General features: G+C 52.4%; 8 protein-coding genes. 6 read left to right on the top strand and 2 right to left on the bottom strand.

Annotated features, from left to right (window positions below):
* Positions 1–24 precede the first annotated feature (24 nt).
* From IE117_RS14580 to IE117_RS14605, 6 genes are all read left to right on the top strand, one after another.
* Complete coding sequence (locus IE117_RS14580) at positions 25–618, top strand: RNA polymerase sigma factor (RefSeq protein WP_189565162.1); 594 nt, start codon at positions 25–27, stop codon at positions 616–618.
* Positions 619–758: 140 nt separating this feature from the next.
* Complete coding sequence (locus tag IE117_RS14585) at positions 759–1802, top strand: FecR family protein (RefSeq protein WP_189565163.1); 1044 nt, start codon at positions 759–761, stop codon at positions 1800–1802.
* Positions 1803–1834: 32 nt separating this feature from the next.
* On the top strand, positions 1835–5320 hold the full coding sequence (locus IE117_RS14590; RefSeq protein WP_189565164.1) for a SusC/RagA family TonB-linked outer membrane protein: 3486 nt from the start codon (positions 1835–1837) through the stop codon (positions 5318–5320).
* Positions 5321–5325: 5 nt separating this feature from the next.
* Entirely contained in the window at positions 5326–6816 is a 1491-nt protein-coding gene (locus tag IE117_RS14595; protein WP_189565165.1) for a RagB/SusD family nutrient uptake outer membrane protein, read from the top strand.
* 28 nt (positions 6817–6844) lie between these two features.
* Positions 6845–7498 carry a fasciclin domain-containing protein gene (locus tag IE117_RS14600; RefSeq protein ID WP_189565166.1) on the top strand — a complete coding sequence of 218 codons (654 nt, stop codon included), beginning with the start codon at positions 6845–6847 and terminating at the stop codon, positions 7496–7498.
* A gap of 11 nt (positions 7499–7509) precedes the next feature.
* Positions 7510–10080: an endo-acting ulvan lysase-like protein gene (locus IE117_RS14605; protein ID WP_189565167.1), complete on the top strand. Its 2571-nt coding sequence runs from the start codon at positions 7510–7512 to the stop codon at positions 10078–10080.
* A 137-nt stretch (positions 10081–10217) separates the two neighbouring features.
* Here the strand turns inward: IE117_RS14605 and IE117_RS14610 are convergent, their stop codons facing one another.
* Positions 10218–12683, bottom strand: a complete 2466-nt coding sequence (locus IE117_RS14610; RefSeq protein WP_189565168.1) for a hypothetical protein — start codon at positions 12681–12683, stop codon at positions 10218–10220.
* Between the two features lie 293 nt (positions 12684–12976).
* Positions 12977–14665: a RagB/SusD family nutrient uptake outer membrane protein gene (locus IE117_RS14615; RefSeq protein ID WP_189565169.1), complete on the bottom strand. Its 1689-nt coding sequence runs from the start codon at positions 14663–14665 to the stop codon at positions 12977–12979.
* Positions 14666–14675 lie beyond the last annotated feature (10 nt).

The raw sequence follows: 14675 nt of genomic DNA on the forward strand, positions 1-14675 counted from the left end.
ATAATTTTGCACCTTTGGCAGATCATGGTAAAATTATCAGCCTTTGACATAGAACAGGACTCGACCCTTTGGACTTCATTTCGAAGCGGGAACCAACAGGCTTTGGCGGACTTGTTCCTGGCTCAATACGACAAACTGTATCGCTATGGTTTTCGGCTGTATTCCGATGAGGACGTCATTAAGGACTGCATCCAGGAGCTGTTCCTGAAACTGTGGCATAAGCGCCAGTCGTTGGGTGAGGTTCGCGAGGTGACACCTTACCTTTGTCAGGCGCTACGCCGGACGATCGTGGATTCCCTCCGGGAAAAATCCGGACGTTTCAGGCTATGGACACCCGGCGACGAAGAACGGCTGGAAGTCACTTTCTCCCACGAGGATTTCCTTATCTCGCAACAAATTGACGACGAGCAGCGACGCCGCCTGACCGCCGCCCTGAACCAGCTTACCAAACGGCAGCGCGAGGCAGTTCACCTGCGGTACTTCGAGAATTTCGAGCCGGGCGAGATCGCCCGAATTATGAATCTTTCGGATCAGTCCGTGTACAACCTGCTATATCGCTCAGTACAGGCACTGCGCGATAATTTCTTTCTTCTCCTGCTGATCGGTGCGAACAATTAATTAAAAAACTACCCCTGTCAAACTGATCATTCGGGCACCTACTTTCTATTCTTTCAATATTTTTTATAAAATTTTGGGTAGATCGTTTCATTTATTCCGTGGTATGGGCAAAACAGCGAAAATGAGCGCTGTCGCAACCTATGCCCTACAATCACTATCATGTTTCTGAATTTGTCCTGGATGATTCCTTTCAGGCCTATGTTCTGTGTACTGACCCTGAGGCGGTAGCTTTCTGGACCAATTGGCTGGCCCGGCATCCTCACAAGGAAAATGAGATTCAGGAAGCCACCGAACTGGTCAGGCTACTCGCCGGACCAAAGCGCACCCAGCCCCTTCCCGACAAAGAAGCCGAGCTTCGGCGGCTTATAGAGCAGCTGCCCGTCAACAATTCTTCCTATGAGCCCAGCCCGGTTCGCTACCCGATCTTCGCCGGATGGCAAAGAGGTACTTTTGCCGTGGCTGCCATGCTGGCGGTGCTATTTTTAGCGGGTGGCGGTTGGTTTCTAACTCAGCAGTTGAGTCACCCCGGCCAGACCGTCCTCAAAACTGATTTCGGTCAAAAGCGAAACTTCTTTCTGCCCGACGGTTCAGAAGTCACTCTGAATGCCAACTCTACCTTGCGCTACCAACCTGATTGGCCCGAAGGGGAAATCCGGCAGGTTTGGCTCGAAGGAGAAGCCTTTTTCCACGTCGCCAAACGTCAGGTAGCTGGGAAGCCAATCAAATTTACCGTCCGGGCCGGAGAACTGGCCATCGAAGTTCTGGGCACGCAGTTCAATGTCCTCAATCGGGCCGAACGCACCCAGGTTGTGCTGGAAGAGGGTAAAGTCCGTCTCCGGTCTACCGAAAACAGCCAGCTTCTGCTCGACATGACTCCCGGCGAGGCGGTCGTTTATTCACAGCGCAACGGCCTTGTCAGCCGGCAGCAGACCGACACCCAACTTCATGATGCCTGGCGGGATAACCGGCTGGTGTTTGACAACACCCCACTCGCTGAGGTGGCCGAGATTATTGAGCACACTTACGGAAAGACGGTCACTTTTGGCGACGCCAACCTGATGAGCCGCCGCCTTACCGGAACCATACCCAGCGACGACCTGACCCGACTGACGAAAGCGCTGTCCCGAGCTTTTGATTTACAAATCACCGAACGTGGCGATGAACTTCTGATCGAAGCCCACTGACTTTTCCTGAATTTCACCAGATTTCAATCCTTATGAACCGAAACATTACTTTACTACTAAGCGGCTTCTGGTTGTTGACTACGCAGATCGTGTGCGGTCAGACCCTGGCGCATAGTATGTTGCTGAGCTACCAAAGTCCTCCCCAGCTACAAGCTGAAACAGCTGACAAGGGAGCCCCCGCCCAATCGCTCAAAAAGATACTGAGCGAACTGGAAGCCCACTACCGGATCAACATACTGGCCGACGCCCGCTTGCTGGATGGGAAAACCGGTACTTTCCGTCCGGTAAAAAAGGTCGAAGACGCTCTTAAAGCAGTTCTGAAGCCTTATGGGCTCTTATTCGAAAAGATAGACCGCAGTACCTATGTCGTCGTGTCGAAGGGGGAAAGCACGGGTCAGTCAGACACAGGCATCCTGAATGATGTGCACCAGGAAAGTGCCGCTTCTTCCTCCGCCAATATTGCTATAAAAACGTCCGGAGGCGTCAGTTTGCTTGCCAATCGCAGGCCCGTCCAGGTAGTGGACCGTACTGTCACGGGGCGGGTTACGGACGAGAAAGGGGAGAGCCTGCCCGGCGTAAACGTGATCATCAAAGGGACCAGCCGGGGTACGACCACCAATACCGAAGGAGCCTATTCTCTGGAAATCCCGGATGTCAATGGCGAAGCGCAGGTGCTGGTATTCAGCTTTGTCGGGTTTGTCTCGCAGGAGGTCACCGTAGGAAATCGCAACACGGTGGATGTAGTGTTGGGAGAAGATCTCAAGAGTCTGGAAGAGGTGGTAGTGGTGGGCTACAATACCACCACCCGAAAAAACATCCTGGGGTCGGTGGGTTCGGTGAAAGCGGATCAGATCGAGCAAACTACCCCCGTCAACGCATTCGATGCGGTGCAGGGCCGACTGGCCGGCGTGCAGATTTCGTCCAACGGCGGCCCCGGTGCGGGAGCTGAAATCCGGATCCGGGGTACTTCCACCTTCTCGGGTGGCGTCAATCCGCTTTATATCGTGGATGGGCAGCAATTGGACGACATCAATAATTTAAATCCGGCAGATATTGCTTCCATCGAAGTGCTTAAAGATGGTGCTTCGGCGGCCATTTACGGATCAAAGTCGGCCAATGGCGTGGTAATTATCACTACCAAGTCCGGCAAGCCCGGTGAGTTGAAGCTGGATGTCGATTATACAAGAGTCTATGGCACACTGGCGAGTTCAATCCCTACGGCCAACACCCGGCAGCGGTTTTTCTACGAAAATGTCCGGGGCGGGAATGCTCCTGACCAGCGCAATGCCGATTCATTGAGCCTGGTGTATCAGAACTCGCATGATTTACAGGATCTTCTCACGCAAACCGGTATTCGCGACCAGGTGAATGTGTCGCTGAGCGGCGGAAGCCCCAAGACGCGTTTTTACTGGAACAATGGCTATATGAACGAAGGAGGGGTAGTCCTGAATAGCAAGTACACTCGTCTTAATTCAAGATATAAGCTGAATATTGAGCTCAATAAGCGAGTGAATGCAGGCACCACCCTCAACCTGTCCTACGAGTTGACCAAGGGCCTGAACGAAAACACGGTATTCCAGCAGATCGCTGAGCGGATTCCCTACTTCCCGATCTTCGAGCCTAACGGAACCTATACGCCCGAAATCGCCGGAAGGCAGAATCCCATTGCAGAGGCGCTGTTTACCCGCAGGGACGAGCGAAATTTCCGCGCCCAGGCATTTAATTTTATAGAATTGGAAATCCTGCCCTCCCTGACATTCAAAACTACTCTGGGGGTGAATTTCCGGTTGAGGAAGGACAATGATTTCGATCCTTCCATAGTGCAGACGGTCGGTCGTCCGGCTACGGGGAGTGAATTTCAGGCCCTGAGCTACGACATCCTGCAGGAGAACTATTTCAATTTCAGAAAGAAACTGGGCAACCACACGATCAGCGCATTGGCGGGTATGTCCACCCAAAGGTGGAACGACGAAATTTCCAATCTGAGGGCCATCTCCTTCCTTTCGGATAATATTGAAACCTTCAACAACGTAGCGGAGCTGAACCTGGGGCAGACCAACACCGATAAGTACCGGCATTCCTTACTGGGTGTGTTCGGCGACCTTTCTTACGATTACAAAGGCAAGTACCTGCTAAAAGGAACGCTGCGCAGAGACGGGTCTTCACGATTTGGTGCTGACAAGCGGTACGGTTTGTTTCCTTCTTTTTCGGCGGGTTGGCGCATTAGTGACGAAGCTTTCCTTAAAAGCGGTTCACTCATCGACAATCTGTTGCTCAGAGCGAGCTATGCAACCACCGGAAATGAACGAATCGGGAACTACGAATCATTGCTGCTCTACCGCCCCGGTTTTTATTACGACGGTACGAATGGCGTGGCTACTTTCCAACTTTCCAATCCTGATCTGGGCTGGGAAAGTACCGTTTCGAGCAACCTCGGGCTCGATCTTTCCCTCTTCAAGACCCGCCTGAACTTCAATGTCGATTTCTGGAAAAAAGTCACGCGGGATTTATTGTACGACGTTCCGTTGCCCGAGGAGTCGGGCTTTACGGAAGCCCGGCAGAATATTGGCTCGGTCGAAAACAAAGGGGTCGATCTTAACCTGGGAGGCATTGTCCTGAGAAAAGGGAGCTTTGAGTGGTACAGCAGCTTCAACGTTTCATTCATCCAAAACAAAGTACTGGAACTGGCCGACGAGGATGGTTTCCAAAGCGGAAATTTCTTCATCAAAGAGGGTGAATCTCTGGGGAATATATATGGGTATAAAAACCTTGGCATCTTTCCCACGACGGAACACAACGCTTTCGCTGACGACGGTACGCAGCTTACCCCCGTGTTCGACGACGCCGGAAAACTCAACGGCTACACCCTGGGGGGAAGTGCCTACACCGGAAGCATCAACCAGTTGAAGGTGGGAAGTACCACCCTGGGCGGTGGTGATATTTACTGGCAGGACCTGGACAATAACTTCGTGATCAACGGTTTCGATCGTCAGGTTATAGGCAACGGTCTTCCCAAAATATTCGGGGGCTTTTCCAACGAGTTCAAATACAAATCATTCACCCTTTCTGCCCTGATCGACTACCAGTTTGGCAACGACATTTTCAGAAACTACGATCAGCAGCGTAACGACCTGAACTCTGCCAACGAAACCCCCGGCCCCGAGCGCATTGAAGGCGCGTGGCTGCAGAGCGGCGACATCGCCGAGTACGCCAGCCTTGACCGCAACCGGACCCAAAACAGGCTAGGCCCCAACTCCCAGTATGTCAGCAAAGGGGAGTACATCCGCTGGCGAAACGTCCGCCTGAATTACAGACTACCCGTCCGGTTTGCCAAGAAAACCGGTTTCATCGACAATGCCTCGGTATTTTTCTCGGTCAACAACATCGTCACGTTCACCAACTACCCCGGGTTCAACCCGGAGTTGGGCTCACGGGGCAATGCCCTGCAGATCGGGCAGGACAACCTGAGGTACCCTAACAAAAGAGACTTTATCGTCGGTATAAAAATCGGCCTTTAATTTTTATGAAACAGATACCGAAGCTCATGAAGCCCGCTAAATACATACTTGCCACTTTTCTAAGCCTTTCCCTTCTGGGGCTGGTCAGTTCCTGCGATAGTGTCCTGGACGAACAGCCTTACAGCCAGCTCTCCGATGCGCAGTTCTGGAAAACCAATGCGGATGCAGAAAGCGGCGTGTCGGCCATTTACGACGCCATGCAGAAGACCTACAATTCCAAGTACTATGCCTGGGGTGAGTTTCGGGCCGATAATTTTGTGGCCTCCGCCACTCCCTCGGCCGATGGGCTGGAACTGCTGACCAACAGCCTTTCGGCGGCAAATTCCGGGACGTTGCGCTGGAATAATTTCTACCTCATTATCGCCCGGGCCAATATCGCCATCGAAAAAATACCTCAGATTCCGGGCTACAATAAGCAACTGCTGGCCGAAGCGCACGCCATTCGCGCCTATGCTTACTTTCATGCGATACGGGTTTGGGGCGACGTGCCTTTGTTTACCGAGGCCATCACGGGTCTGGATCAGGAAATCCTGAAGCCCAAAACCAAAGCCTCCGAGATTCTGAACAACGTAATTCTGCCGGATATCGAGAAAGCGGAACAACTGATGGTTCAGACCGTCAATCCCTTTCGCTTTTCAAAAGCCAGTCTGTATGCGTTTCAGGGAGAAGTATTCATGTACCTGAAAGACTTCACAAAAGCCAAGGCAGCCCTGACCCGGCTGGTGGGCCTGAATGCGTTCAGCCTCGCCACCACCCGCGATGTCTGGGCCAAAATGTTCCTCAACGATCCCGGGCAGGGCGGCAAATTTATGACAGGCCCCGAACTTATTTTTTCTATAAAGTACAGCGTCACAGAGGACTCCGACCGATCGGGGATTTACAGCGTGTTTTTTGCCGGACTGCCTACCTATTATATTTCCCCCGCCCTGGAAACCAGATGGCTCGCCGAATTTCCGGTGGACTCGCTCGGCTGGGTCACCAGGTACCCCACCTTCGTGCCAAAAACAAAGGGACCCGATGGCAAGCCCATCTACGGCGACTGGCGGTACTTGGAAAGCCGGGAAGCCGGCCGGGAAATCGGTTTGGCGCGATTGGCCAAATACACCAAGACCAATATCTCGCCTTCGTTTGACGACAGCAATATTCACGTGTTCCGCTATGCCAATTCTCTGCTCCTGCTGGGGGAAGCTGAGAACCAACTGGGGAATTCTGCGAAAGCCATCGAGTATGTCAACCAGGTTCGGACTGCCCGGCAACTACCACTCGCAAAAGCGACGGACTACACTACCAAAGCGGCCGTTGAAAACCTGATCCTGAACGAGCGGCAACTGGAATTGATCGGGGAGGGAGTACGCTGGTGGGACTTGCGCCGCACCGGAAAAGCCGTAGAGGTGATGGGGCCGATCAATGGCCAGACGGAGGCAAAGCTGCTCTTCCCGATTTTTGACAAACATCTGATCGACAACCCCCTGCTCACCCAAACCACAGGCTACTGATTCGTGTAAATAATAAAATTGGAAAATCATGAAAGTAAAAAGCTTACTAAAAATTCTAACCTGCTCTGGGTTAGTACTTCTGATGACAGGCTGCGACCTGGAAGTTCAGAAACCGTATGATTTTCAGCCCGAGGTTTTTCCGTTGGCTACGTTCGAAAATCAAACGGTCTGGGATTGGCTGCAGACCCAGAAAAGCCCCGGAGGACTGGCCGCGGTCGATCAGTACAAGTTTGACTTCCTGATCGAAGCCATCGAGCTTACCGGCTTGAAAGAAGAGTTCAACCGAAAAGGGGACAAACGAACTTTTTTGCTCCTGAACAACAATGCGTTCGATGACGCCAACGAAATCCTTCAGACACTTACCGGCTCTACCAAGAAAACCTTGAAAGATGCCGATGTTGGGCGGTTGAAGAACGTACTGCTGTACCATATTGTCGAGGAGTACATCTTGCAAATACCAACCCTGGAAGTCATCAATCAGGAGTACATGTTCCAGACTTTGATTTCCGGAGAGGACGGAAAAATAGTGCTACAGCGGAATGACCGGTACTCCATTTCGGTAAATAACACGACCAGCCTGAGCACTACAGTCCGCAGCGCCAACGTGAGGTCGCACAATTTCCGGTTCAATAATGGCATAGGACACATCCTGAACGACTATGTGAGAAACAGACCCTTTTGAGTTTCCTGGGTATGAAATATGTATTCTCCATAGTGCTCGTCGTGTCTTTTGTGGGGGCGGGGACGTTCAATTCTTCCGTAGCCCAGGGAGTTCAGCGGCCCATGATCTGGGTAAAGGCGTCTGACAGGAAAGCAATTCTGGATAAAATAGAAAGCCAAGCATGGGCTGCTGATTACTACCAAGCTTTCAAAAAACGGGTAGAAAGCGATCTGCTTCTCCATCAACAAGACGCCGGGAAGTACCTCGACAAGATGCCGCTGGACTGGACCCGGACAACGGGCACAATTCCACCAATACTACCAATCACCGGATTCAACGGTGAGGTGGCAACGGGTCGCCTGAATGTACTTCATTATATGATGACGGGCGTCGATTGTGCGGTTTTGTATTTCCTCACCGACGACGAAGCGTACGCCCAACTCAGCCTGGATGTACTCCATACCCTTATCGAGGGGCTGGTCCAGATAAAGCCCAATCCCAATGGGCACAACGGCGGCGGCTACCTCTACCCGGAGGATCATTTGCGGGAAGCACGCGAAATCGGAGCTGCCGTTCCCATCATTTATGACTTTGTGTACCCTTTCATCCAGAAAGGAGGGATGCCCTACGATATCGCTCAGAAAAAAAAGGTAGCTTTCTCGCACCCCCACGCTGACAACGTCTTCAAAACGTATATCCAACTGGCCTTGGAACAGGGGGGGACAAATAACAATTGGCCCGTACTGGAATCGTCGAGTCTGGTGGGAAACACCCTTGCGCTCAGCGATGACCATGAACGCGATAGTTTCCTGGAATACTACCTCACCAAAAATACGCCTCATCAGGATGCATTGGAAAAAGTGGCCGGCCACTACCTCGATTATCGGGGCTTCTGGCCCGAAAGCCTGGGGTATTCCGGTGCGGTCGCCTCGCTTTCTACCTACCTGATGACCTTGCTGACCAAGAACGACCCTACCCTCAACCTGGGCAACAAGTACCCCCAAATCCCTTTCGCGCTTACCACACCCTATTATCTGACGTATCCAAACGGTGATGAAACCGTGCTTTTCGGCGACGGCCACCGCCATTTCGAGTCGGATTACGATTCATTCGAGACAGCTTACCATTTGGGTCAGCTCAGCCAAAACCAAAAGATGATGACTGAGTTTGGCAATCTGCTCAATAGTGCGATTCACCACAAAACATACGACAGAGGTCGGCTTGGGAAAAGAAACTATGGAGCCGAAGTGTACCGGGAACCGCTGCATTTGCTGTGGCACGCACCGGTTATCGCGGGCCAAGTGAAAAACTACCCTTTGCCCGTTACGGACGAACTACCCTTTGCGGGTATCACATTGCAGAGGAATTTGTCTCCGACGGGCCGTTCAGAGGATGCTTTGATGGGGTTTGTGGGCGGTGGAGCCCACGTGCACGGTCATGGCTCGGGCATGACTATGGAACTATACGGCCAAGGCTACGTGCTGGGCCCCAAAGCGGGCCGTGGTACTTACACCACGGATTTGCACGAGAATTACTATCGCCTGTTTGCCAGCCACAATACCGTCGTTGTCAATGGAGCCTCCGAAACCGACGGGGGCTGGGTCAACCTCGGCATAAACCGGGTCGAGCGGATAGCCGCTGAGCCAGAGGTCAGGAAAAAGCCGGTATCAGAAAACTATTCTTTCAGCACCAGCCAATTCAGGGATGATAAAGGAGAGAAAGCCGAAGCTGCGCAGGAACGCACCCTGGGAATTGTCAGAACTTCTCCCACTACGGGCTATTACGTGGATATTTTCAGGTCAAAATCAGACCTCCCCGATGAGTACCACGACTACATCTACCGAAATCTGGCCGACAAGCTTATCCTGGAACACAGCGGCAGGACAGTTGACTTCCAAAAAGACTCGGTGCGGTTTAGGGCCCCGGCGGCAAAAGAGTGGGTACGGAATCGGACGTTCAGGCATCCGGGGTGGCACTTTTTCAAGCAGGTGGAAACGGCCCGCCTGCGGGATGGCGGGGAGGTTACGGCATTGTTTTCGGCTAATCGACTGGGTGAAAAGCCAGTAAAAATGAAGTTGTTCATCAATAACCCCAAAGATCGGGAGTACACCAGAGCTGTATCACCGCTGTCCAGGGAAGTCGCGAAACCTTATGGGGAGCGGGATAACCCTACGCTGGTAATACGGCAGAAGGGAGGAGCATGGCAGCAACCGTTTGCGGTAGTGTATGAACCTTACTCTGCTGACAAGGGGAGTGTAGAGTCGGTGGAGAGTATCAGGCAAAACAACGTTTTGAAAGCTTTGAAAATAACCTCAAATGTCTCGGGGAACACGGTTGTTCAATACGTTATAGTGGCAGATAAACCTGACGCTTCCTTCGAGGACGAGCCTTCGGGCATCAGCTTCACGGGCAGGTATGGTGTAGTTACCCTTACGGGTGATCATGAATTACAATCCGTTTATGTGGGGGAGGGATCCGGGTTTCGCTTTAAAAAAGCCCGTATTCAATCGGACAACCAAAAAGCTTTTTCGGCTTTTGTAGATTTTACCGGCATAAGCCCCAAAGTATCCGGTCCTGAAAACTTGCTGGTGACTTCTCCCTGATTAAATGGCGTCTGCGGTCGAAACGCGCAGACGCCTGCCAGCGTAATTTCCCGAGTGTGTTTTAGCGTTTGGAAGACATCATGGCCTTCTTCTAGTGCTGTGCGATCGCTTTCTCAAAGCTCTTTTTCATATGCTTTTCACTCATATTTCAGCCAGGCGGTCGCCGTACAATCCTCACTCGCCGCAAACCGAATCCACCGCGCTTCGAATTCTTTTGGAAATGAGTACGAAAAGGTTTCACCGGGCTTTACCGTCACTTCTTTGTACGTCATCCATGGCCCGTGACCGATGGGATTGACCTGGATCTGAAAGGTAACTGGCTGCGAAGATTTGTGTGTCAACTGCAGACTTTTTTGATCATAAAAACCAATCAGATAAGGGTCGGAAGGGATGTCGGCTTTTGCCTGGGAATCGTTCCAGGGTCCACCATGCCCGACGGGTTTGCCGAGTTTCCAGAGGTCGTCGATTGCCCCGACCCATACTTTGGCTTGTCCATCTGCCGAGGTGACGATGTGTTGGCCTGCATTGGTATTTTTATTCAAACCAGTCATCACCAGAAGCCCCCGGTAGGAAGCGTAGTCGTGGATACTCAGCGAGTGTGAAGCAACGGGCCGGATTTTAGCAAACCCGTCGGCGTTCTCGGCAGGTAGTTCGTAGAAAGTACCGTGGGCGTTTAGTAAGTCGCGCTCGGTGGCCACCTCGCGGGCGATTCGCAGATTACCCGCGTTGATTTCTTTGGTGAATTTGTCATCACCAAGCGGCAGCCGCCAGCGACGACCGCTGTCATCCACAATCAATACGGAAGAGGCTTCCACATGGACTACATCTTTGGGAATAGCGAATTTTTCACGGATAAACTTCGCCGTTCCGGGGTCGTCTTTCTTGACCAGGTTCAGTTGGCTGTCCAGTTCGTAGTAGCCGCTTTCGATGTACTTGCCGTTTGAAAATGCCCCTGCCAGCAACCCGAGGGCGCGGCGGTCATCACCCAGGCCATACATGTGTCCGCCCAAGTACCCGGAAGTGCCGACGCCGGTCAAACCAGTAAACATCTTATCCTGATTTTTGACAAAACGGGATGCATCGTGGTAGTTGAAGTTAACAGTGGCTTTGGTCGCGCTATTGCTTTTTACGCGCACCCATTCGCCTTGATCATTGCCTTCAAAAACAACTGCCTGCGACTGACCTGGCTCTACTTTTACCGAACGCAGCGATTGCCAATCGCCGTTTCCTGACTTATCCACCTCAAATGCGAAGGTCGCCGATTGGGTGCCTTCGTTTTTCACCCAGGCCATGCGGTTGTCCCAACCAGCAAACAGGAAGGGGTCGGAAGGGGTGTTGGCTTCCACATTTTCAGATAGCCACACTGCCCCCTGTGCGGTACTGGGGCCCAACTCGTCGGGTTGGCTCAGGGAGGTAAACCACAGGTTGGAATTCGACTGACCCGGTCCACCGATATCACCCTTGATTTTTCGGGTGTTCAAAAACTCCTTTTGCGCCGAATCGTCGCAGCCGAACACCAGACGGTCGTTCCAGCGGGCATAGTCGCCAATAACTTTCAGATACGCCGAGCGGGGGCGGATACCCGCCGTGTTTTTTCCGGTAAAAGTTTGGGGGAATTTCCAGAACATTCCGTGCATGGTCATCAGGTAATCGGGCTTGCCCTCGGTACCCACATCACGGATGCGGGGCCATTCCGTGTTCCAGCCGTGGGCGCCGTCGTAACTATGGCTGGCTTTGGGCAGGCGAAAGAAACTCCATCCCTGTTCAGCATCGCGCACTCCCAGAAGTACCGACTTGTGATCCCAGCCCGTGGCCCAGATCGGGTCGGTAGCGGGATTGGCATTGCCGTAGATACCCCCCGGACCAGTCACTTCTACAAACTGATTACGGCGGACAACCTTCCATTCCTTGCCGTCCCACTCTGCCAAAGCCCCTGACTCAATGTCGAACTGCTTTAAAGCCTTCTGCGATGCTTCACCGTTGTTGGAGTACACGGCCACACCTTGCCCGGAATAGTACCCCTTTCCGTGGGCTCCGGGCAGGAGGGGGCCAAATTGCGCCATGTCGTTTTCTCTCCGCAACACGTTGCCGTCTGTATAAAGTAGCTTCGTTTTCAGGGTTTTGACATCCACTTCGTAAAAACCCTCCTCCATCGTGGCCAGCAGAATTTTGTTTGCCGGGTCGGTCAGGTGACGGGCCAGCCCGGTATAACGTCCCGGTGCCTCTTTGTACGAAACCGTCCTGACGTTGCGGTCTTTGTCGATGGCGTGCGGGCCGATAAAAAGCTGATTGCTCTCGCGGTGAATCATCCGGTCAGCGGGAGTACCGCCCGTACTTTCGGGGCGGATAATTTGTTTCAGATCATCCGTGATCTCGTACAGCTTGTCCGAAGACCCGTATGGAAAATGCGGGCCGTAGGTAACTACCCACAGGCTTCCTGCCCAGGGTACCACGGCTCCGGTGCCACATTCGCCTTCGTTGTTGTAGTAGGCCAGGTGCGGGTAAATGCCGCTAATTGAGGTCTTGTCCGATACAAGTTCATTCTTGGATGTACGGCAAGCTGTGAAAAAAATAAGGAATAAAAGCAATGCACACTTTTGCATAAGAGGCGGATTTAGAAAATAAAGGTTTTTAGTAAACAGACCACGTCGGGGCGGTCGAACTCTGGTGAATGATCGTCTCGCTTTCGCCTGGTCAGGCGAAATGATTTGGCTAACATGCCTGACGCAGTTACTCTATCCCCGGCCGTCGTCGATAACGGCGACGGCCGGGGATGGATTCAATTTATAAGACCAACAAATGGTGGATTTGGTCGAAGACACACATTACACTAAGATTGGCCTTATTTCCAGCAGCATTTGATTGTTTTTATGCCGTTGTGGGAAGTAGGTTCGGATCAATAGTTAGGATTTTGTGCCAATCCACTCGTAAGTACTTCGGGCGTGGGAATGGGCCACAAGTACTGGCGAGAGGGATCGAATTTCCGGACCGTGATCTGTTTGATGAGTCCAGCCCGATACATTGGACCAAAATCAGAAACACCGTCTTCGTCGACGGGGGGAACCTGGGGGAAAAACCATAGCCCGGGCTTCACTACTTTTTCGCGGAGCTCGTTGGGATCGAGCATACCATACACGGGTAGGTTAAGTACCTTTTCGGCCAGTTTCCAGCGGATGATGTCCATGTACCGGATGCCTTCCATGGCAAACTCCATCCGACGTTCAATTCGGACAATCTTACGGAGCTCGCTTTGGCTTTGCGTAGTGACAGCCGGATAAGCCGCGGTATTGGAAGGCTTTACTTTGTACGCGCGAGCCCACACCGCATTGATGGCATCCAGCACGGATTGATCAATATCGTTTAATTCAATTTTCGCTTCTGCGTACATAAGTACCACATCGGCGTAGCGGATGATGATTTTTTCCTGCTCGATCTGCCAGTTATTCTGCCGCCAATCTTCGGCCACGCCTTTTTTCCAGAGCATTCCGTTGAACGAGGCAAACTGGGCGTTGGCGCGAGTGTCGTTATTCATTACGAACGCGTTGGTGTTGAGGTTCAATACCCGTAGAGAATCCGGATGTGGCTGGTAAACGAAACCAAGATGAGGCGTACCGAATTCTACAATGGTGGCCGTGCAACGGGGATCGCGGTTTTCGAAAGGTTGGTGCGGATTGAACAAAGGCGATTCGTCCACAGGCAGCCCATCCGTGCAAAGAAAGGAGCAAAAGAGTTCCCAGGAAGGGTAGATGGCCCCCCAGCCGCCGCCCAGGCGAGGTACGTAGTTTTGTCGGCCTCCTAAGGTTACGTTGAGGGCTAGGGAGCGAGGTAGGCTGAAAATCGTTTCGGGCGAATTTTTGGTTTTTGTCAAAAACAGATCTCCGAAATCAGAATGCAGCTGGTATTTACCCAAATCCATACAGGCTTTGGCAGCTTGAGCGGCCGTGGCCCAGTCGCCCATATGCAGCGCAATGCGGGCCTTCATCGCCAGCGCGGCACCAGCCGTAGCGCGCTTGACCTGGGAAGAACTAGAGCTGGTGGGTAGTTGGGCCGCGGCAAAATCAAAATCCTCATAGATCTTCTGAAGTACCATTTGCGGGTCGGCTTGCTTCAAGGCCAGCGCCTCCTCTATGTCCAGTGGCTCGTCGGTATAGACAATGTTGCCGAAGTGCGAAAGTAGCCGGGAATACTGGCATGCTCGCAGGTACCGGGCCTCGGCCCGGTAGCGATCTATTTGGGCTTGTGTAAGCGAGCCAGAAGCTCTGTCTACGCTGCTGATGACAAGGTTCACTCTCGAGATTGCCTTGTACGTATTGAGCCACCAGGTGCGGATAAAACCAGCTTGACCGGTCAGCGTAGCGTTGGTGATCTCTGTTAGGTTGTCCCGGTAGTTCTGGTCATCAGTCCAGGCGTCGTCGTCGGTCATCCAGAAGGCATCTTTGTAAATACCGTTCAGGGACATCTCGATTTCATCAGCGTTGGAGTTCCAGGTTTCACTGGAACCCTGTGAAAGCGGATTCAGGTCCAGCGAGTCGCAGGAGCCCAGGGCGAGGAGGAGCGTACAAAATAAAAGTATATTGCTTTTCATGATTAATCGG

It is taken from the genome of Persicitalea jodogahamensis, from assembly GCF_014651615.1.
In the GTDB taxonomy this organism is placed as follows: Bacteria; Bacteroidota; Bacteroidia; order Cytophagales; family Spirosomataceae; genus Persicitalea; species Persicitalea jodogahamensis.